This is a genomic window from Aquitalea pelogenes (assembly GCF_041914625.1).
Classification (GTDB): domain Bacteria; phylum Pseudomonadota; class Gammaproteobacteria; order Burkholderiales; family Chromobacteriaceae; genus Aquitalea; species Aquitalea pelogenes.
This window is the reverse complement of the sequence record NZ_JAYSDA010000010.1, coordinates 28,337-48,689: the sequence shown is the minus strand read 5'-3', so window position 1 is coordinate 48,689 and position 20,353 is coordinate 28,337. Positions and strand designations below refer to the sequence as shown.

The 20,353-nt window shown below is 61.7% G+C and carries 22 protein-coding genes; 10 read left to right on the top strand and 12 right to left on the bottom strand.

The annotated features are described in order from the left end of the window. Positions 1–179 precede the first annotated feature (179 nt). The 4 genes from ACE3SE_RS10220 to ACE3SE_RS10205 all read left to right on the top strand — a co-directional run bounded on the left by ACE3SE_RS10220 (position 180) and on the right by ACE3SE_RS10205 (position 3,047). On the top strand, positions 180–362 hold the full coding sequence (locus tag ACE3SE_RS10220; RefSeq protein ID WP_045847753.1) for a protein MIGRI: 183 nt from the start codon (positions 180–182) through the stop codon (positions 360–362). An 86-nt stretch (positions 363–448) separates the two neighbouring features. Continuing rightward, positions 449–1,375, top strand: coding sequence for a TIGR01212 family radical SAM protein (locus ACE3SE_RS10215; protein WP_045847752.1), 927 nt, complete (start codon positions 449–451; stop codon positions 1,373–1,375). Between the two features lie 141 nt (positions 1,376–1,516). Then, positions 1,517–2,425, top strand: a complete 909-nt coding sequence (gene msrP / locus ACE3SE_RS10210) for a protein-methionine-sulfoxide reductase catalytic subunit MsrP (RefSeq protein WP_374555046.1) — start codon at positions 1,517–1,519, stop codon at positions 2,423–2,425. Between the two features lies 1 nt (position 2,426). Then, positions 2,427–3,047, top strand: coding sequence for a sulfite oxidase heme-binding subunit YedZ (locus ACE3SE_RS10205; RefSeq protein ID WP_131357424.1), 621 nt, complete (start codon positions 2,427–2,429; stop codon positions 3,045–3,047). On the opposite strand, the gene ACE3SE_RS10200 is transcribed toward ACE3SE_RS10205, so the two are convergent. After that, positions 3,044–3,340 (bottom strand): antibiotic biosynthesis monooxygenase family protein, encoded by a 297-nt coding sequence (locus tag ACE3SE_RS10200; RefSeq protein ID WP_131357421.1) that lies wholly within the window; start codon positions 3,338–3,340, stop codon positions 3,044–3,046. The two genes, ACE3SE_RS10205 and ACE3SE_RS10200, sit on opposite strands and share 4 nt — an antisense overlap. A 104-nt stretch (positions 3,341–3,444) precedes the next feature. Between ACE3SE_RS10200 and ybaK the strand changes: the two genes are divergently transcribed. Then, positions 3,445–3,927: a Cys-tRNA(Pro) deacylase gene (gene ybaK, locus ACE3SE_RS10195; RefSeq protein ID WP_199101814.1), complete on the top strand. Its 483-nt coding sequence runs from the start codon at positions 3,445–3,447 to the stop codon at positions 3,925–3,927. 273 nt (positions 3,928–4,200) lie between these two features. Here the strand turns inward: ybaK and ACE3SE_RS10190 are convergent, their stop codons facing one another. The 5 genes from ACE3SE_RS10190 to ACE3SE_RS10170 form a co-directional block, all read right to left on the bottom strand. Next, positions 4,201–5,655, bottom strand: a complete 1,455-nt coding sequence (locus tag ACE3SE_RS10190) for a 4Fe-4S binding protein (RefSeq protein WP_374555043.1) — start codon at positions 5,653–5,655, stop codon at positions 4,201–4,203. After that, positions 5,652–6,470: an FTR1 family iron permease gene (locus tag ACE3SE_RS10185; RefSeq protein WP_374555041.1), complete on the bottom strand. Its 819-nt coding sequence runs from the start codon at positions 6,468–6,470 to the stop codon at positions 5,652–5,654. The genes ACE3SE_RS10190 and ACE3SE_RS10185 overlap by 4 nt, the downstream gene beginning before the upstream one ends. Before the next feature lie 27 nt (positions 6,471–6,497). Further along, entirely contained in the window at positions 6,498–6,821 is a 324-nt protein-coding gene (locus ACE3SE_RS10180) for a cupredoxin domain-containing protein (RefSeq protein ID WP_374555039.1), read from the bottom strand. Positions 6,822–6,943: 122 nt separating this feature from the next. Then, positions 6,944–7,489 (bottom strand): iron transporter, encoded by a 546-nt coding sequence (locus ACE3SE_RS10175; RefSeq protein WP_045847747.1) that lies wholly within the window; start codon positions 7,487–7,489, stop codon positions 6,944–6,946. A 223-nt stretch (positions 7,490–7,712) separates the two neighbouring features. Continuing rightward, positions 7,713–8,918 carry a multidrug effflux MFS transporter gene (locus ACE3SE_RS10170; RefSeq protein WP_045847746.1) on the bottom strand — a complete coding sequence of 402 codons (1,206 nt, stop codon included), beginning with the start codon at positions 8,916–8,918 and terminating at the stop codon, positions 7,713–7,715. A 240-nt stretch (positions 8,919–9,158) separates the two neighbouring features. On the opposite strand from ACE3SE_RS10170, the gene arsC reads away from it, so the two are divergent. The 5 genes from arsC (at position 9,159) to ACE3SE_RS10145 (ending at position 14,435) form a co-directional block, all read left to right on the top strand. After that, positions 9,159–9,509 carry an arsenate reductase (glutaredoxin) gene (gene arsC / locus ACE3SE_RS10165; protein ID WP_045847745.1) on the top strand — a complete coding sequence of 117 codons (351 nt, stop codon included), beginning with the start codon at positions 9,159–9,161 and terminating at the stop codon, positions 9,507–9,509. 153 nt (positions 9,510–9,662) lie between these two features. Then, positions 9,663–10,157 (top strand): MarR family transcriptional regulator, encoded by a 495-nt coding sequence (locus ACE3SE_RS10160; RefSeq protein ID WP_045847744.1) that lies wholly within the window; start codon positions 9,663–9,665, stop codon positions 10,155–10,157. A gap of 90 nt (positions 10,158–10,247) precedes the next feature. Further along, a complete protein-coding gene (locus ACE3SE_RS10155) occupies positions 10,248–11,678 on the top strand; it encodes an efflux transporter outer membrane subunit (protein ID WP_374555035.1) in 1,431 nt (476 codons plus the stop codon). Positions 11,679–11,689: 11 nt separating this feature from the next. Beyond that, positions 11,690–12,835 carry an HlyD family secretion protein gene (locus ACE3SE_RS10150; RefSeq protein ID WP_374555033.1) on the top strand — a complete coding sequence of 382 codons (1,146 nt, stop codon included), beginning with the start codon at positions 11,690–11,692 and terminating at the stop codon, positions 12,833–12,835. 64 nt (positions 12,836–12,899) lie between these two features. Continuing rightward, positions 12,900–14,435, top strand: coding sequence for a DHA2 family efflux MFS transporter permease subunit (locus ACE3SE_RS10145; RefSeq protein ID WP_062787325.1), 1,536 nt, complete (start codon positions 12,900–12,902; stop codon positions 14,433–14,435). Between the two features lie 63 nt (positions 14,436–14,498). On the opposite strand, the gene ACE3SE_RS10140 is transcribed toward ACE3SE_RS10145, so the two are convergent. From ACE3SE_RS10140 to polA, 6 genes are all read right to left on the bottom strand, one after another. Further along, on the bottom strand, positions 14,499–14,921 hold the full coding sequence (locus tag ACE3SE_RS10140; RefSeq protein WP_374555031.1) for a type IV pilin protein: 423 nt from the start codon (positions 14,919–14,921) through the stop codon (positions 14,499–14,501). Continuing rightward, positions 14,918–15,607 carry a pilus assembly PilX family protein gene (locus tag ACE3SE_RS10135; protein WP_374555029.1) on the bottom strand — a complete coding sequence of 230 codons (690 nt, stop codon included), beginning with the start codon at positions 15,605–15,607 and terminating at the stop codon, positions 14,918–14,920. The genes ACE3SE_RS10140 and ACE3SE_RS10135 overlap by 4 nt, the downstream gene beginning before the upstream one ends. Beyond that, positions 15,601–16,380, bottom strand: coding sequence for a PilW family protein (locus ACE3SE_RS10130; RefSeq protein ID WP_374555027.1), 780 nt, complete (start codon positions 16,378–16,380; stop codon positions 15,601–15,603). Before ACE3SE_RS10130 ends, ACE3SE_RS10135 begins: the two co-directional genes overlap by 7 nt. A gap of 5 nt (positions 16,381–16,385) precedes the next feature. After that, positions 16,386–16,799, bottom strand: coding sequence for a type IV pilus modification PilV family protein (locus ACE3SE_RS10125; RefSeq protein ID WP_374555025.1), 414 nt, complete (start codon positions 16,797–16,799; stop codon positions 16,386–16,388). Next, a complete protein-coding gene (locus ACE3SE_RS10120; RefSeq protein WP_062787340.1) occupies positions 16,792–17,355 on the bottom strand; it encodes a GspH/FimT family pseudopilin in 564 nt (187 codons plus the stop codon). The genes ACE3SE_RS10125 and ACE3SE_RS10120 overlap by 8 nt, the downstream gene beginning before the upstream one ends. Before the next feature lie 194 nt (positions 17,356–17,549). After that, positions 17,550–20,339 (bottom strand): DNA polymerase I, encoded by a 2,790-nt coding sequence (polA, locus tag ACE3SE_RS10115; protein WP_374555023.1) that lies wholly within the window; start codon positions 20,337–20,339, stop codon positions 17,550–17,552. Positions 20,340–20,353: the final 14 nt, after the last annotated feature.

The following is a 20,353-nucleotide window of genomic DNA, read 5'->3' as shown; positions in this document are numbered from 1 at the left end:
AAAAAGGCCTCTATTGATTATTGCCCCGCCGGCGGCCTTGCTGGCCATTCTCGGTGCGGAGCCTCCTGTAGGCTACGGCTGCTATCATCGCCTGTCTGGCCGATTATATCCATAGCCTTGCTTGCTACCGTTTCGCATGCACCGCATAATCGGCCCGGTTTTCTTACCCCGTCCCTGCCATGATCGGTCGCCTGTTCCGCCTGTTGCTGCTGTTTGCCGTGCTGTACGCCATCGCACGCTGGCTGCTGGACCGGCGTCAGCGGGCCAGCCTGCGCGAATTCATCACCACGCTGGCCACCGCCCTGCTGGCGGCATCAGCCATCTTCGTGCTGCTGTACTGGCTGGGTTTTCACCAGCTCTGAGCCCAAGCCTTGATGTGGCACAGGGTCTGGCAAGGGCAAACGGCCTAGGCTATGTGCTTTTCTGCCGCACGCTGTCGTTCTGCCCCATGGACCTTACCGCTCACCTGCATACCTTCGGTCACTATCTCAAGCGCCGCCACGGCCAGGCCGTACACAAGCTGTCACTGGCCGGCGACTTTACCTGCCCCAACCGCGACGGCACGCTGGGCCGTGGTGGCTGCACCTTCTGCAATGTCAAAAGCTTTGGCCGCGATGCCGCCGAACTGTCCATCAGCGGCCAGATTGCCCGCGAAAAGGACAAAACCGACCGTGCGCGCCGTTATCTGGCCTATTTTCAGGCCTACACCAGCACCTACGCCGAAGTCAGCCGCCTGCGAGAGCTATATGACGAGGCCACGGCCAGCGCCGATGTGGTTGGCCTGTGCGTGGGCACCCGGCCGGACTGCGTGCCGGACAGCGCGCTGGAACTGCTCGCGTCCTACCAGGCCACGGGCAAGGAAGTGTGGCTGGAGCTGGGCCTACAGACCGCGCACGACCACACCCAGCGTCGCATCCTGCGCGGCCACACCCTGGCCGATTACCGCGATGCAGTGCGCCGCGCCCAGCAGCATGGGCTCAAGGTCTGTACCCACCTGATTGCCGGTCTGCCCGGTGAAGATGCCGCCGATGTGCATGCCACGCTGGAAACCGTGCTGGAAATCGGAGTACAGGGCCTGAAGCTGCATCCGCTGATGATAGTGCGTGGCAGCCGCATGGCCGCCCAGCACCAGCGTGGTGAAGTATCCGCCATGGCGCTGGACGATTACGCCCACCTGGCCGCTTCCCTGATTCGTCATACCCCGCCGGAGGTGGTGTTCCACCGCATTTCCGCCACCGCGCAGGCCCCTACCCTGATTGCGCCGGACTGGTGTGGCCCGCGCTGGACTGCCCTGCAAGCCATTGGCCAGTTGCTGGCGCGCGATGGTGGCCAGGGCAGCGCACTGGGGCGGTGCTGGTCGGCACTGGCGGCCTGAGCGCAGCTTCCTTCCCTTAAGGACCCGCGGCTTAACACAAATTAGCCATTGGCTATCAAACCAGCCAGAACAATCGTAAAGATTGCATGTCAGATTCTCCCTGTTGCTGCGACAAAGAAGCACAGCACTGGAGAAACCATCATGCTCATCAAGAAACCCGCCGACATCCAGCCTTCGGAAATTACCCCCGAAGGCGTATATTTCAACCGCCGCCAGTTCATGCTGGGTAGTGCCGGCCTGCTGCTGTCCGGTGAAACCCTGGCCGCACTGGCCAGCAAGAAAAGCCCGCTGTCCACCAGCGACAAGCCCAACAGCCTGAAAGACATCAGCAGCTACAACAACTACTACGAGTTCGGCACTGACAAGAGCGAACCGGCCATGTACGCCGGGTCCTTGAAAACCCGGCCGTGGAATGTGGTGGTGGATGGTGAAGTGGGCAGGCCGCGCAGCTTTGGCATCGAAGAACTGCTGAAGCAGCCGCTGGAAGAACGCATTTACCGCCTGCGCTGCGTGGAAGGCTGGAGCATGGTGATTCCGTGGATAGGCTTTCCGCTCTCCAGCCTGCTCAAACAAGTCGCCCCCAACTCGCGCGCCAAATACGTGGCCTTCGAAACCCTGCAACGCCCATCCGAGATGCCCGGTCAGCGCAGCCGCGTACTGGACTGGCCTTACCGCGAGGGCCTGCGCATGGATGAAGCCATGCATCCACTCACCATCCTGGCTGTCGGCCTGTACAACGATGTGCTGCCCAACCAGAACGGCGCGCCCATCCGGCTGGTGGTGCCGTGGAAATACGGTTTCAAGAGCATCAAGTCCATCGTGCGCATCCATCTGCAAGAGCAAATGCCCGCCACCAGCTGGAATATGGCCAATGCCCACGAGTACGGCTTCTATTCCAATGTAAACCCGGAAGTGGACCACCCGCGCTGGAGCCAGGCCAGCGAGCGGCGCATTGGCGAATTCCTCAAGCGCAAGACGCTGATGTTCAACGGCTATGGCGATCAGGTGGCCGGCCTGTACCGTGGCATGGACCTGCGCAAGAACTTCTGACATGACGACCCTGCGCATGAAAAACCCTGCTGCCGCCCGCCAGCCTGCCCGCTTCAACTGGCTGAAGATTGCGGTCTTTGTGCTCTGCCTGCTGCCACTGGCCCGTGCGGCGTGGATTGTGCTGTCCGGCGCTGCCGTCAATCCGGTGGAGTTCATCACCCGCTCCACCGGCACCTGGACGCTGAGCTTCCTGCTGATCACCCTGGCCATCAGCCCCTTGCGCCAGCTATCCGGCTGGGGCTGGCCGCTGCGTCTGCGCCGCATGCTGGGCCTGTATGCCTTCTTTTACGGCTGCCTGCACTTAACCACCTATGTGTGGCTGGACCAGTTTTTTGACTGGCCCGGCATGCTGCACGACATCGCCAAGCGTCCCTTCATCACCGTGGGCTTTGCCGCCATGCTGCTGATGACGCCGCTGGCCATCACCTCCACCCAGGGCTGGATGAAACGGCTGAAACGCAACTGGGGCAAGCTGCACCAGCTGGTTTACCCGGTGGCGCTGCTGGGCGTATTGCACTACTGGTGGCTGGTGAAGAAAGACCTCACCCAGCCCATGCTGTACGCCAGCGTGCTGGCCGTGCTGCTGGGCTGGCGGCTGGTACGGCGACTGCGGCAGCCTTAAGCTGGCAACACCTGCTGGAAATGCTCCACCACCGGAAACGGCTGATAAAAGTGATGCAGCAGCCGTTTCCATTCCTGATAGCCCGCAGACTGGCGGAAACCTTCCTCATGCGCGGCCACGCTGTCCCAGCCCACCAGCAGCAGGTATTTGCCTTCCACTTCCAGACAGCGTTGCAACTGGTGCCAGTGATAACCCGGCATGCTGGCGATGATGATTTGCGCCTGGGCAAAGGCGGTTTCGAACTCCTGCTGCATCCCCGCTTTCACTTGCAGCATGGCGGCTTCCAGAATCATGACAGCTCCCTGCAGAAAACCTCAGCATGCCACAAGTGAGCCGGTTTGCAGTTGACCGCCACAGCCACTAAAGTAACCGTTTTGCCGTAAACGGATAGACGGAAATGTCCAAGGAAAAAACGCCGGTCACCCAGGCCATTCGCGTACTACGCGAGCACAAGGTGGAATACAGCGAGCACCTGTACAAATACGAGGACAAGGGTGGCACCACGGTGTCGGCACGCGAACTGGGCGTGGACGAGCACTGCGTGGTGAAGACCCTGATCATGGAAGACGAACAGAAGCACCCGCTGATCGTGCTGATGCATGGCGACCGCGAAGTGGGCACCGGCATGCTGGCCAAGCAGATTGGCGTGAAGAAGATCAACCCCTGCGACCCGAAAACGGCCGACAAGCACAGCGGCTATCAGGTGGGCGGCACCAGCCCGTTTGGCACCCGCCACCCGATGCCGGTGTATATGGAAAGCAGCATTGCCCAGCTGCCCCGCATCTATATCAACGGCGGCAAGCGCGGTTTCCTGATCGGCATCGACCCGCAGGAAGTCATCCGCGTGTTGCAACCGGTGCTGGTACAGGCAGCAGCCTGAATCCGGACGCAAAACAGGGCGGTAAAACCGCCCTGTTTTGGCTGCAAACAAAGTTATTTGGCACGGTTGCATTGGACCCGGCAAAGCCGGGCCTTCCGACAAACTGCTTTATTCCGCAGCCTTCCATCTATTCCCAATCCCCCCGCCCTTGCCCTGCCAATTGAAGAAGGAAGCCTCGCTTTACTTCCAGGAAGCGAGAGGGATTTGTCAATAATCAACAAGCCGCTCACAGCGGCCTGTTGATTATTCGGGTGAATATTCGGGATTAGCGGTTTACCACCACCAGAACATGAAGCCCCAGGCGGCATCCACCAGCGCCATGCCGGCCAGCAGGCAGGCCAGTACCGGCACGCTGCGCCAGCCGGCCTGCCATTGCCGCACGATGCCGGTGGCCAGCCATAGCGACCAGACATTGGCCAGCAGCAGCAGGCCCAGACGCAAATCATTGGCCCAGCCGGTGGCAATACCCTCGGCCTTGAGCAAGGTGACGGTCAGCGCCGACAGCCCCAGGAACACACCGATACCGGCCAGCGGAATCAGGCTCTGAGCCAGATGATGCAGACGCTGGCTGCGCCATGCTCCGGCGACACGCACCGCACAGGCCAGCGCCAGCAACAGGCCGCTGCCCAGCACCAGTGCGGTACCCAGCATGTAGGCGATGATGGCCATGCCATCCAGCCAGGAAAACACGTCGTTGTGGTCCGGATAGTGGGTCAGCAGCCACCACGGCGCATTGGTGTCCAGCGGCCACATGATGTCGTGGTCCACCAGCCATTCAGCGGCGGCCTGCTTCATGTCGACAAACCAGGGGCTGGCCGTCCAGTGAAAACCGCCCATGGCAATGCCCAGCAGGCCGTAGACAATCAACAGCGTCTGCCATGCACTGGCCTCTTTGGCTGCCACCTTCACCACTTCTTCAGCAGGAGAGCGCAGGCTCAGACTGATGGCATCGCGGTGACCGCTGCAACGGCCGCACATATGACAGCCACTGCCGCCCTGCATATGGCGTAGCGGCTGCAGGGGGGCGCAGTCCACCGCCTGGATGCGGATGACGCCGGACTGGCGGGTGGATTCCTGCCAGCGTTGCTCATCCACCTTGTAATGCATGGGTGCCAGTTTGGAGAGCAAGGCAAACACCCCGTTCACCGGGCACAGATGGCGACACCAGGCGCGTTTGCCACGGGTATACACCAGACCGATGGCGATGGCGGCTACGGTGGAGCCGCCCAGCACCAGCAACGCCGCCTTGGGATACTGGTAAACGCTGACCAGCTGGCCGTACAGGGTGGTGAGGGCAAAGGCGACAAAAGGCCAGCCGTCCCAGCGCATCCAACGCGGAATCGGCCGGCCCAGGCCCTTCTTGGCCGCCCATTCGCTGAGCGCGCCTTCCGGGCAGAGCACGCCACACCACAGTCGGCCAAACAGCACCATGGACAGCAGCACGAAGGGCCACCAGATGCCCCAGAACACAAACTGGGCAAAGATGGTGAGGTTGTTGACGATGCGGGCACTGTCGTCCGGCAGCGGCAGACAGGCGGGGATGATCAGCAGCGCCGCATACACCAGCACCACCAGCCACTGCAACAGGCGCAGGGTGGCTGCGTGGTCGCGCAGCCAGTTGCCCACCACGGCCAACCGGCCATATCCCAAGGGCGCATGGCTGCCACATCCGCCAGACACGGTGCGCACCAGTTCGGGCCGGCGTCGGTGATCAGACTGCGGTTTCATGCGGGCTGACGACGCTTGCGCCAGAAGAACAGGCCGGACACTCCCGCCCAGAACGCCAGATAAGCCAGCAGGCTCATCAGTGCCGGGTGGGCACGATAGCCGGTGAGCGACGCAACCACGCCACCAGCGGGTGTCGCGTCATCCAGCAGCGCCGAGCTGTCCCACAGCGGGTCGATCAGCGCAGGCAGGATTTCCATGGAAATCAGCTTTTCCACCCCGGCCAGGAACAAGGACGCCCCCAGCAGCAGCAGCATGATTTCGGTCACGCGGAAGAACAGGCGCCAGGACAACACCTTGCCGCCCAGCTGCAATACATAAAAGGTGAGGAAAGCCAGCGCCAGGCCCATCAAGGCCGCGCCACTCATGTGCAGCAGTGTCTGGCCGTCGGCACTGCCCAGCATGCCGTACAGGAACACCACGGTTTCGCTGCCCTCGCGGGCCACGGCAATGGCCACCAGCGTAGTGACACCCCACCAGTTGGCTGTGCTGGCATTATCGGCCAGGCCGGATTCCAGCTCTTTTTTCAGCGTGCGGCCATGCTCGCGCATCCACAACACCATCTGCACGATCAGGCCGGAAGCCATGAACTCCATGACGGTCTGGAACACATCCTGCGAGCCAGCCATCAGGGTGCTGGCAGAAAACAGCGCCACCGCCAGCAATACCGCCAGCGCAATCCCCAGCGCCACACCACCCCACAAATAGGGTTTCCCGGCGCGGCCTTGCGGGTTCTGGTTCATCCAGGCATTCAGGATACCCACCACCAGCAAGGCTTCCACGCTTTCGCGCCAGACAATGAACAGCACCTGACCCATTACTTGCGTCCTCTCAAACCAGTCGGCTTACTTGGCGACAATCACGCCTTGTCCGGTAGCCGTATGGAAATCGTCAAAGAATTTGTACTCGCCAGCGCTCAGCGGCAGGATGATCACCGAGGACGTTACGCCCGGTGCCAGCACCTTTTCCTTGCGCAGCTGGGTGCTTTCGAATTCGGCCGGCGTCTTGCCGGTATTGCTTACTTCCAGACGGAACTTGGTATTGACCGGCACCTGCAGGCGGGCGGGCTTGAGCACACCGTCCTTCAGTTCCAGCTTGTAGGTGGGCATATCATCGGCCAGTGCCGTCATCGACAGCAGAGCTGCCGCCAGAAACATCGCAACTTTCATGTGCAACCTCTGAATGAAAAACAGCGCCAACTTAAAACAAGCAGCGCTGTTTCTTATGATACTCCAACAGGAATGGTTTGCGTTTAGATTCTCATTCGCGCCATGCCTGTTCAGGCAGCGGCTTAGTAGCCACCCTTCTTGCCGATGCCGGCATAGGTAAATTCGTAGTTCACCTCAAACGGCTTGTACCACGGGCCCACGCCGGTTTCCTTGTCAACATGGCGGCCAAAGTGGGCGTGCGGGTTTTCCGACGGCGGCAGGATGGTCAGCTTCAGCTTGTACTTGCCCGGGCCTTGCAGCTTCACGTTGTCGCCGTAGTGCGGGCCGTCATTGGCCACCATCGGCATCATGTCGCCCTTGATGCTGCCCTTGCCACCCACCTTGGTCAGCTCGTACTTGACCATCAGGTAAGGCATCCAGGCGCCTTCTTCAAAACCGTTGGGGTTGTTCTTCACTGCATGGATGTCGGCTTCCAGATGCACGTCGGATTCCTCCGCCTTGCGCATCATGCCTTCCGGTTCCATCTTGGTGGGTTGCAGGTAAACCGCACCGATTTCCATGCCGTTCTTGATGGCAGGCTTGCCAATCGGATATTCCTTGGCCGCAGCCACGGCGCTCAGGGTCAGGGCGGCGGAAGCCAGCAAAACGGTGCTGATGGTGGAGCGCATGAGTTACCCTTTATGCAAAGCAGCGGGCAGCGGAAGTCGCTACGGAGGGCTGCAGGAGAATGATAATTTTTCGCATTTTATATGCGAATCATTCTCTTTCGCAATCCACTAACTGGCACTCTCCGGGAAAATTATTGATAAATTCCGGAAAAACCCTACTCAGTATGCAGAATTTACAACAGGGTCGCTCCGCAACGAAGCAGGCCTGAGCCCGACGGCAGCCTCAGGCAGGCAGACGCGCCAGCCGACGGCGATACGCGGTGCGAAACAGGCAGCCCAATACCAGAAATACGGCCATGCAACAGGCCAGGCTGAGCGTGCTGCCCCATACCAGCGGCGCAATCACCCCGGCCACGATGCTGGACAGCATGGTCTGCAAAAAGCCCTGCAAGGACGACACCGTGCCACGCAGCGCCGGAAACTGGTCCATCAGGTTGAGCGTGATGGACGGTGCAGCCAGCGACATGCCGGTGGTGTACAGCGCCAGCGGCAATACCGCCCAGGGCATGGCCGCCTCTGCCACCAGCAGGTTGTAGGCCAGGTTGGCCCCCGCAGCGACAAACATCAGCACATAACCCAGCGTGACGATTTCACGCGCGCTGCGCCGCCCGGCCATCTTGCCGGACAGAAATGCGCCGAACATGATGCCGGACACCGCCGGGCCGAACATCCACAAGAATTGGTCGGGCCGCAAATGCAAATGCTGCATCAGGAATACCGGCGCCGACGGAATGTACAGGAAGAAGCCGGCAAAATTGCAGGACACCGCCGCTGCCAGCAGCTGGAAATCGCGCTTGCCCAGCACTTCCAGATAGTTGCGCAGCAAGGAGCGCCAGGCCAGCGGGGTACGCAGGTGGGCATGATGGGTTTCATCCAGCGCAAACCAGCTCATCACGAACAGCGCGAGGCCGATCAGCGCCATGAACACGAAAATGGAATGCCAGCCAAAAGCCCCGAACAGCCAGCCCCCCACCACCGGTGCAATGGCCGGGGACAGGGAAAACAGCATGGTTACCTGCGACATCAGCCGCTGCGCCGCCGCGCCGTCCAGCTTGTCGCGGATGATGGCCCGCCCCACCACCAGCCCCGCGCCACCACACAAACCCTGCAAGCCACGGCACAGCAGCAGCCAGCCCAGCGACGGTGCCAGCGCACAACCCAGCGAAGCCAGACTGAACAGCAAGGTGGTGACCAGCACCACCGGCCGACGGCCGACGGCGTCGGAAATCGAACCGTGCCACAGCATCATCACCGCATAGCACAGCAGATAAACCGTCAGCGCCTGTTGCATCTGCAAGGGCGTTGCCGACAGCGAATGGCCAATGGCCTGCATGGCCGGCAGGAAAGTATCAATCGAGAAGGGGCCGAGGGTGGACAGGGCCGCCAGCAACATGGCCAAGCCAAAATGGCTGCGCGCGGAATGCGACATGAAAATCCGATCAAGGGCGGAGGGGGCGGCACATGTTACCGCCGGGTGCCGGCAAAAGCCAAACCCTTGGCGCGGTGCGCCTGCTGAGCGAGAATGCGCCGCGCAGACAAGCGGCAACACCGGATGTCATTGCCGCTACACAAAGAAAAAGTTTTCTGTCTAAGATGGAAGTCACTGCCCGGCCAGGCCGGTGTGGCAGCCCTTCATCCCACCCCACCAGAACCAAAAGGGAGACCCACCATGATCCGTCTGTATCACAACCCGCGCTGCTCCAAATCGCGCGAGGCGCTGGCCCTGCTGCAAGAAGCCGGGGCCGAAGTGGAAGTCATCGAATACCTGAAACACCCGCCCACCGCAGCCGAGCTGGACCACATCCTCACCCTGCTGCAGCTGGAACCGCGTGACCTGCTACGCACCAAGGAAGAGGAATACGAAACCCTCTGTCTGGACGACATCACGCTGGAGCGGGACTCGCTGATTGAAACCATGGTGGATAACCCCATGCTGATCGAGCGCCCCATTGCCGTCAGCGACACCATGGCCGTGCTTGGCCGTCCGCCGGAAAAGGTATTGGCCTTGTTGCAACACTGACCGCATCAACACCGCGCATCCTGCTGCGCACCCCACGCTACGCCAGGCCCTTGCCTGGCGTTGTCATGTCTGCACGACAGTGCACGGTAGTGAAATTACTTTGATACAAATAATCACTTGAAAAATAGTAACTCATGTTACTAAAATGCCGGGATGAACAAATCATTCCATCATCTGGAACAGGCTGTGGACCGGATAGAAGCCCGCTTCCCCGGTGTGCCGCGTCAGGAAGTCATCCTTACGCGGCTGTACTACCACATCCTGCCGCGCCTGACCTGTCATCTGAATGAGGACATGAAGGAATACGGCCTGAACGAATCGCTGTGGATGTCCTTGCTGGCCATGTACTCCTGCCCGCATCAGACTTTGTTTCCGTCTGACATCAGCGACACGCTGGATTCCTCGCGCACCAACGCCACCCGCATCGTGGACGAACTGGTACGCAACGGCTGGGCCACGCGGATTCCCTGTGAGGAAGACCGCCGCAAGATAGGCCTGGAACTGACCGCGGCCGGGCTGGAGCTGGTGGAAAAACTGCTGCCGGTATCCCGCGCCAGTCATCGCGCGCTGTGGCAAGACTTTGATCAGGAAGAAATGCAGTTGATGGAACAACTGATGCGCAAGCTGTTGGCCAAACTGGGTGGATAAGCAGGGCAGACGCCCTGTTTTTTGCCCAAATAATAACGTGCGTGACTATCACTTCACTAAGCATCACGATGGAATCTGGAGACCCACAAGGTGAATAAACCCAATTGGCAGCAGACTGCCGGCGTGTTGATGCTGACCGCCATGCTGGGCGGTTGCGCCAGCTTCGGCGAGGAAAACAACCCGGCCACACCGCTGACGGCCAGCCAGCTGCAGCTGGACCCTGCCCGTGCAGGCAGCCAGGTGCACGCCGGCTGGTGGCAACAACTGGCCGACCCGCAGCTGGACCAGCTCATCAAGACGGCTTTGCAACAATCTCCCAGCCTGAAAGTGGCGGATGCCCGCCTGCGTGAGGCACGCAGTGCCATCGGCATGGCCGAAAGCAAGGACGGCCTGCAAGTGGCCGCCAATGCCAGCGTCGACCGCGAACGCTACTCGCTGTACGGCCTGCTGCCCGCCCCCATCGGCGGCAACTACTACGACGTTTACACCCTGTCGCTGGGTGCCAGCTGGGAAATCGACTTCTGGGGCAAGAACCGCGCCGCCGTGCAGGCTGCCATTGGCAATCAGCAGGCTGTGGCGCTGGAAGCCCAGCAAGCCCGGCTGACCCTGACCCAGGCGGTGATTGCGCAATACACCGAACTGCAACGCATTACGGCCCAGGCCAGGCTGCTCAAGGCCCGCCAGCAACTGGCACAAAGCCAGCTGGCGCTGACCCGTGCCCGTGTCAACGCCGGCCTGCTGCCGGGCGACAGCCTGCGTCAGGCAGAAATCCGCCTCAAGCAACTGAGCCAGCAGGACAGCGCACTGGCCGACCAGGCCGACCACGCCCGTCATGCACTGGCAGCCTTGAGCGGCCAGCCGCCGCACGCCCTGGATGGCTTGCAGCCACCGGCATTGAAACCGGCCCCAGCCATGCCCGATGCCGCACTCACCCTGGACATGCTCAGCCAGCGGCCGGACATCGTGGCCCAGCGCGCCCGCGTGGAAGCGATGAATGCGTCTGTCAAGGCAGCCAAAGCCGAGTTCTACCCCAATGTGTCGCTGTCGGCCTTCATCGGCCAGTCGGCACTGGAAACGGGTGACCTGTTCAAGGCCGGCTCCAAGGTGGTAGGCATCACCCCGGCCATTCACCTGCCCATCTTCACTGCCGGTGCCTTGCAGGCCAATCTGGCCTCCACCCGCGCCCGCTACGACATCGCGGTGGAAAACTACAACCAGACCGTACTGTTTGCCCTGCGCGATGCCGCCGACAGCCTGTCCACCTGGCAAAAAACCGCCAGCCAGCTGTCTGATGCCCACCAGGCCACCCAGTTGAGCCGCAAGGCATCCGACAGCACCGTGCTGCGCTTCAAGGCCGGGCTGGTGGACAAGCTGGCCGTACTGCAGGCCGAAGAAGCCGACCTGAACCAGCAAGCCGGCAAGGTCGACGCCACCGCCGCCAACCGCATGGCCTGGGCCAATCTGAACACTGCACTGGGCGGGGGCTTCGCCACCAGTGAAACCACCCAACAAGCCCGCTAAGGACACCCATCATGGATAAGCAGATCGAGACGGCGAAAAGCCGCAAACGCAACCTTTTTGTTGCCACCGGCCTGATTGCCGCGCTGGCCATCGGCTACGGTGTCTATTGGGGACTGGTGCTCAGCCATCAGGAAAGCACCGATGACGCCTATGTGGCCGGACACATGGTGCAGCTGACCCCGGAAGTGGCAGGTACCGTGGTGAAGATCAGCGCCGAAGACACCGACCGCGTCAACAGCGGCCAGACCGTGGTGGCGTTTGACAACAGCGATGCCAAGCTGGCGTTTGAACGCGCCCGCAATGAATTCGTGCAAACCGTGCGCGAAACCCGCCAGTTGATGACCAGCACCCAGCAGCTGGCCGCCCAGGTGGCACAGCGCGAAGCCGAGCTGGGCCGCGCCCAGTCCGACCTCAAGCGCCGCGAAACCCTGGCCGGTACCGACGCCATGTCGGCCGAAGAACTGGGCCACGCCCGTGATGCGGTGAAAACCGCTCAGGCCGCGCTGGACGCCGTCCGCGAGCAGGCCAAGGCCACCAATGCGCTGGTGGGCAAGGATGTGCTGGCCAAGCAGCCGAATGTGCAACGCGCAGCCAGCAAGCTGAAAGAAGCCTGGCTGGCCCTGCAGCGTACCGAGGTGAAGGCGCCGGTATCAGGCTATGTGGCCCGTCGCAATGTGCAGGTAGGCCAGCGCGTGGCCACCGGTACGCCGCTGATGGTGGTGGTACCGCTGGACAGCGTATGGGTGGATGCCAACTTCAAGGAAGTACAACTGGCCAAGATCCGCATCGGCCAGGACGTGGAACTGACTGCCGACGTGTACGGCAGCAAGGTGAGCTATCACGGCAAGGTGCAAGGCCTGTCCGCCGGTACTGGCAGCGCCTTCTCGCTGTTGCCGGCACAGAACGCCACCGGCAACTGGATCAAGGTGGTACAGCGTGTGCCGGTACGCATCCAGCTGGACCCGAAGCAGCTGAAGGAACACCCGCTGCGCGTCGGCCTGTCGGTGGATGCCGTGGTGGACACCAGCAAGCAGGATGGTCCGACGCTGGCGCAAAGCGCACGTGACAACCCGGTGCAGGAAACCCGCGCCCTCACCCCGGACCTGAAACAGGCAGACGATCTGGTCGCCAGCCTGCTGGCTGCCAACGCCCAGTAATTCCCGGCATGCAGCAGCGGCGTCTGTCATGCCGCTGCCGCTGCCGTCTTGAGGACTTTCCCTGATGAATCATCCACCACTGACCGGCTCGCGCCTGGTGTGGATCACGCTGGCGCTGTCGATGTCGGTGTTCATGCAAGTGCTGGACACCACCATTGCCAACGTCGCGTTGCCCACCATTTCCGGCAATCTGGGCGCGGCCACCAGCCAGGGCACCTGGGTCATTACCTCGTTCGGCGTGGCCAACGCCATTGCCGTACCGCTGACCGGCTGGCTGGCCAAGCAGATTGGCGAAGTGAAGCTGTTCACCATTTCCACCCTGCTGTTCGTGCTCACCTCCTGGATGTGCGGCATGGCCAACAGCCTGGAAATGCTCATCCTGTTCCGCGTGCTGCAAGGCGCGGTGGCCGGGCCGATGATTCCGCTGTCGCAAAGCCTGCTGATGGCCTGCTACCCACCCGCCAAAAAGGGGCTGGCGCTGGCGCTATGGGCGATGACGGTGATTGTGGCCCCGGTATTCGGCCCGATTCTGGGCGGGGTGATCAGCGACAACTGGCACTGGGGCTGGATTTTCTTCATCAACGTCCCGGTGGGACTGGCCGCCGCCTTCATCAGCTGGAAAATCCTCAAGCAGCGGGAAAGCGACATCATCAACCTGCCCATCGACAAGCTGGGCCTGGCCTTGCTGGTGGTGGGCGTGGGTGCGCTGCAGATGATGCTGGACCGCGGCAAGGAGCTGGACTGGTTCAACTCCACCGAAATCGTGGTGCTGGCCATTGTCTCGGCCGTATCGCTGATCTATCTGGTGATCTGGGAGCTGGGTGAAGAGCACCCCATTGTCGACCTTACCCTGTTTGCCAAACGCAATTTCACCGTGGGCACCGTGGCCATCAGCCTGGGCTTCATGCTGTATTTCGGCGCGGTGGTGCTACTGCCCTTGATGCTGCAAACCCAGATGGGCTACACCGCCACCTGGGCAGGCCTCGCGGCTGCGCCCATCGGCATCCTGCCGGTATTCCTGTCGCCCATCATCGGCAAGAATGCACACCGGCTGGACATGCGCTGGCTGGTCACCATCAGCTTCAGCGTCTATGCCGCCTGCTTTTTCTGGCGCAGCACTTTCAACCCGGAAATGGACTTTGCCTACGTGGTGTGGCCGCAGTTCATCCAGGGCATCGGCGTGGCCTGCTTCTTCATGCCGCTGACCACCATCACCCTGTCCGGCCTGCGTCCGAACCAGATTGCCAGCGCCTCCAGCCTGTCCAACTTCCTGCGTATTCTGGCCGGCAGTATCGGTACCTCCATCACCACCACGCTGTGGGACCGGCGCGAAGCCCTGCACCACGCCCAGCTGACCCAGCATGTGACGCTGTACGATCAGGCCAGCCTGCTGTGGTTCCGCCTGCTGGAGAGCACCGGCATGTCCACCAGCCAGCAACAGGCCTACACCGCCATGCAGATTACCCGTCAGGGCTCGCTGATTGGTGTGAACGAGGTGTTCTGGCTGTTCGGCATCATGTTTGTCGCGCTGATTGCACTGGTATGGTTTGCCCGACCACCATTCACCTCCAGCGGTGCCGCCGACAGCGGCGCGCATTAACAGCCGGAATGCAGCACCAAAGCCCGCGCCCGCGGGCTTTTTCTTGTATTCACACCTGACCGGCTAATCCACCCGGCAGCGCAATTTCCCCTCGGCATTGTTGGCGCACAGCCGGATATTGCCGTCCTGATCCAGCACCAGTATTTCCGGCCCCAGCCACAGGTAATCCGGCTTGGGGACAGCACGGAGCTGGAAGCTGTCGGCACGGGCATTGCCATCCTGCGCGCCGAATGCCAGTTGATAATGCGTGGTTTCGCTGACCGGCAATGGTGGCCAATGGCCCGAACCCTGCGTGTAACGACCATGCTGGCTGCGCCATTGCGCCATGAAATGGCTGGCCCGCAACAAGGCCACCCGGGCCTCGGCCTGCCGCACCTTCACCACATGGCCGCGCATCAGCGGAACCGCCAGCCCCAACAGCAGGGATAGCAAGGCCAGTGCCATCAATAGCTCGATCAGGCTGAAACCCCGTTTGCGCCGACTCATGGCAGTAGCCTCCATGACAGTCGCCGCCACGGACGCTCCTGCCCGCCCGCTGGCTCCAGCAGGACATGGCTTTGCAGCGTGACCACGCTGCCGGCCTGTTTTCCCCAGCCACGCGCGGTGACACGGAATAACAGCCCGCTGCCATCCGGGGCGGGGTAACGCGGGTCAAGCAACTCGATCAGATAGTGCGGGTCGGCCCAATACCATGGCCCGGGTGCCACGCCCGGGCAGTAATGGCCACTGGATTGCGGTTGCAATGTCACGCGCCGGGCAGCGCCACAGGGATGAAGTAGCTCCAGGCCGGCGGTATCGCGCTGTTGCCACGGTGCCGGATATGCCTGACCGGCCAGCGCGGCGGACAAGCACAAACCCTGCTGCCAGGGCGGAGGATTACGCGGCTGGCGGCAAGTCAGGGTAAAGGGAGAAGTCGGCCCATTCAGTTCCACCGCCGGCATTGCGCCCAGCCGTGCCAGTTGCGGCAGACCAGGCAATGCCGCCTCTCCCGCTTGCAATGCGGTTTCTGCCAGACGGAAGGCCAGCTGTGCATCATCCAGATTGCTGCCGATGCGCTGTTCATCACGCAACAAGCGCCCGACGCCGAGCGCGACAACGGTCAGCAGCATCAGCCACAACAAGGCCGTCAGTAGCACCACTCCACGCTGCTTCAGATGGTGCCGGCTCAACATGCGGCCCCCATGCGGCTGGCCAGCTGCATCTGGTATGCGGGCAAGCTGCCACCTTGCATGGCCAGTTGTACCGTCCACCACCAGCGTCGCAGCCCGTTGGAACAGTCAGTTGCTGGCCTCGCCTGCACTGTCAGGTCGGCAAGGTCATCGCTCAGGCGCTGTGGCGGGTCATTATCCAGCTGCCACCACAGGCTGCCGGGTGTCTGCCAGTCATAACGCAGCTGACGCAGGGGCTGCAGCTCCAGCGACAACAGGTGATGGCGTTTCAGGTTTTGCCACACCGGGTGATGTGGCGGTAGCCGCAGCCATACCGTTTCGCCCTCGGTTTCCAGCCAGGCTTGCTCCCCCAGCACCAGCCGGTCGATATGGTGGCAACTGCTCAATAACAGGGCCTGCCCCGGCAGCCATGGCGGAGGTGCTTGCAGCAGGCGTAACCCCGGCCCGCCCGCCTCGGCAACAACGGGCATGACAGCCACTCCCGCATCGGCATAGCGCAGCGCCAGGCTGCCATTTTCTGGCCGTGGCATGGCAGGCTCCTGCCCGACAGGCCACTGGGCCGGACCGGCACAGCCAAAACTCCCGGCCATGCGGATGTCCCTCCCCAGTTGCTGCAAGACAAAGCGGGCTTCCTGCTGGGCATCCAGCTGGTTCAGTGCAAAACGCTGGCTATGCAAGCTCTCTTGCAGCACCGGTAACAGCAAGGCGCATAACATCAGGCCCAGCGTCATGCTCAGCAGCAGTTCCAGCAAGGAGAACCCACGCATGACGCTCACAGCGGCTAATCCACGGGCAACTGCCAGCGCTGCCCGGAGGCAAGGGTCAGATGCAGCCACAACTGTGCAGGAGCAGCACAGTCCGCAGCCGCAACGGGAAGCCCGCCGGGTTCACGGCACGTGAGATCAAGCAAGGGGGATTGATCCGGCCACATGGTTTGAACCGTGTGTTGCAAGGCCTCCGTGGCGACAGTCTCCAATGGCCCGGCCTTACCCTGCCGGACGGTTTCCAGCTGTCGTGCCTCGGCCAGATTGCTGGCAGCCAGCAGCAGACGGCTGGCGGCATCGCTGCCCCTCACCTGCTGCAGGCTGTTGGCCACTATGGCAGATAGCGGCAGCAAGGCGAAGGACAGGATGAACAAGGTCAGCAGCACTTCCAGCAAGCTGAAGCCAGCAGGTTTTCCGCGCAATTCAGACACAGCAGCCCTCCTGACGGCACCATTGCGCCCGTCCGCCTGCTTGCAGTTGCAAGCGGTGGCACTGCCCCTGGCTGGTGCGCACTTCGAAATACGGCAGCTGGCCTGCCATCAGCCTGCCCGCAGGCGAGAATGCAAAGGCATGCTGGCTGGCACGTACCTGAATGCTGCTGGCGGAAAACAGCGCATGGTGTAGCCGCTCGCCGCTGTCGTAGCGGCCATTGGCCTGTTCCGGGCTATCGGCAAACACCAGCACGCCCTCGCTCCAGTCCTGCCAGCTGCTCTTGCGTTCCGGCTGGCAACCCTGGATGTCCAGGTTGACCTTGCTGTTGAGCGCACACACCCATACCGGGCGATTGGCACGAATGGCCTCGCTGCGCGCCAGTAACAGGCTGGCATGCAGTAACTGGCTGCGAGCCTGCAGTTGCAGACGGGCCATCACGCCCTGCATGGCCGGCAGTCCCTGGGTCAGCAGAATCATGCTGACCACCATCACCACCAGCATTTCAAACAGGGTAAAACCAGCATGCGGGCAATCACGCAGCTTGGCTTGCGACATGGAGCCACCTCCGGACCTTGACTGGAGTAACAGCACATGGTCGCGAGGATTGCCACGGCAGGCTGCCAGCAGGCTCTGGTATTACATTTGAATAGTCTGGCCATGCCCCTGGCTTTGCCATGACAAAGGCAAAGAAAAAGCCACCGGCATGGGTGGCTTTGGCTGAAGGATTGAAGATGATGAAGTGCTGAAGCTTAGTGGGCGGCTTCCCAGCTGCTACCGGCACCCACTTCCGCCAGCAGCGGCACCTTGAGTTGCGCTACGCCTGCCATGATTTGCGGCAGCTGCTGTTTCACCAGTTCCAGCTCGGTATCCGGCACTTCCAGCACCAGTTCATCGTGTACCTGCATGATCAGCAGGCTGGAGAGCTTTTGTGCATCCAGCCAGTGCTGCACGGCAATCATCGCCAGCTTGATCAGGTCGGCGGCGGTACCTTGCATCGGTGCATTGATGGCGGCACGTTCGGCCCCGGCGCGGCGGGCCGGGTTGGATAGCTTGATTTCCGGCAGATACAGGCGACGGCCGAATACGGTTTCCACATAGCCCTGTTCGCGCGCGGTTTCGCGGGTGCGCTGCATGTAATCGGCGACACCGGGGTAGCGCATGAAGTAGCGGTCGATGTATTGCTGGGCGGCGCTGCGTTCGATGTCCAGCTGGGCCGCGAGGCCAAAGGCGCTCATGCCGTAGATCAGGCCGAAGTTGATGGCCTTGGCTGCGCGGCGCTGATCGCTCGTCACCTGCTCCAGTGTCACGCCGAATACTTCGGCAGCCGTGGCCTTGTGAATGTCCTCGCCACTGGCAAAGGCGGCCAGCATGCCTTCGTCGTCGGACAAGTGCGCCATGATGCGCAGTTCAATCTGCGAATAGTCGGCACTGACAATGCTGTGGCCCGGCTTGGCGATGAAGGCCTCGCGCACGCGGCGGCCTTCGGCGGTACGTACCGGGATATTTTGCAGGTTCGGGTCCGAGCTGGCCAGGCGCCCGGTAATGGCTACTGCCTGTGAGTAATTGGTATGCACCCGGCCGGTGTCCGGGTTGATCAGCGTGGGCAGCTTGTCGGTATAGGTGGACTTGAGCTTGGTCAGGCTGCGGTATTGCAGGATGCACTTGGGCAACGGGTAATCCAGCGCCAGCGCTTCCAGTACCGATTCGTCGGTGGAGAAACCACCGGACGGCGTTTTCTTGATGCCCTTGGTGGGAATGCCTAGCTTGCCGAACAGGATTTCCTGCAGCTGCTTGGGCGAATTCAGATTGAAGGGCTGGCCGGCCAGTTCATAGGCCTGGCTTTCCAGTTGCAGCATCTGCGTGCCCAGCTGATGGCTCTGCGCCGCCAGCTGGTCGCGGTCGATCAGCACGCCGTTGCGCTCCATGCGGAACAGCACTTCGGCCACCGGCAGTTCGATGTCGCGGTAGATTTTGCCAAGTTTGTCGGTCAGTTGCGGGGCAAAGTACTGGTTCAGCCGCAGGGTGATGTCGGCATCTTCCGCCGCGTAATTGGCGGCAATCTCGATATCCACTTCGCCAAAGCCGATCTGCTTGGCCCCCTTGCCGCAGATGTCTTCATAGCTGACCGTGGTTTCGCCCAGATGGCGTGCGGCCAGGTCGTCCATATTGTGGCGCTGGTGGCTTTCCAGCACATAGGAGGCCAGCATGGAGTCGTCCACCACACCGGCCAGGGTAATACCGTGGTTGGCAAACACGTGGCGGTCGTATTTCAGGTTCTGACCGCATTTGGGCTTGCTGGCGTCTTCCAGCCAGGGTTTGAGCCGGGCCAGTACTTCATCCAGCGCCAGTTGCTGCGGCGCACCGGCATAGTGGTGACCCAGCGGCAGGTAGGCGGCCTCACCAGCTTGCAGGGCGAAGCTGATGCCGACAATGCGCGCCTGCATCTGGTCCAGGCTGGTGGTTTCGGTGTCCAGCGACACCAGCGCACCGCTATTTAGCTTGTCCAGCCAGCCTTGCAGCGCGGCCTCGTCCAGAATGGTGTGGTAATGGCGGGAGATGGCGCTGGCAGGCGGGGCAACCGGTGCCGGTGCGGCATCGGCCATGGCAAACAGGTCGTCAGTCTGGCCAACACTGGCCGCAGGCGCATCGACCGAGGCCGGGCTGCTGATCAGTGCATCTTCGCCTTCGGTCACTTCACGGTAGAAGGTACGGAAACCGTGGTCCTTGAACAGCTCGGCCAGGCGCGGACGGTCTTTCACACCGTGTTGCAGGCTGTTGAGACCGTAGGGCATGTCCTGCTGCAAATCGACATCGCACTTGATGGTAATGAGCTGATGGCCGCGCGGCAGCCAGTCCAGCGCAGCGCGCAGGTTTTCGCCCACCTTGCCGCCCACCTTGTCGGCATTGGCGATGATGTTGTCCAGCGTGCCGTATTCTTCCAGCCACTTGACCGCGGTTTTGGGACCGCACTTGTCCACGCCGGGGACGTTGTCCACCTTGTCGCCTATCAGGGTGAGGTAGTCGATGATGCGTTCCGGCGGCACGCCGAACTTCTCTTTCACCCCGGCCTGGTCCAGGTTTTCATTGGTCATGGTGTTCACCAGCGACACCATGGGCGTCACCAGCTGGGCCATGTCCTTGTCGCCGGTGGAGATGATCACCTTGAAGCCGGCCGCCTCGCCCATCTTTGCCAGCGTACCGATGACATCGTCCGCTTCCACCCCCTCCACCATCAGCATCGGCCAGCCCGAAGCTTGCACCACCTCGTGCACCGGCTTAATCTGTGCGGCCAGCTCTTCCGGCATGGAAGGCCGGTTGGCCTTGTATTCCGGATACAGCTCATCGCGGAAAGTCTTGCCTTTAGCGTCGAAAACGCAGGCGCTATAATCGAACTGCACCTCTTTCTCCAGGCGGCGCAGCATGTTGACCATGCCGTATACCGCACCGGTGGGCCGGCCATCCGGAGAACGCAAATCGGGCATCGCATGGAAGGCGCGATACAGGTAAGAAGAGCCGTCGATCAATAACAATGTTTTCATAGAAAAGGGGGCAA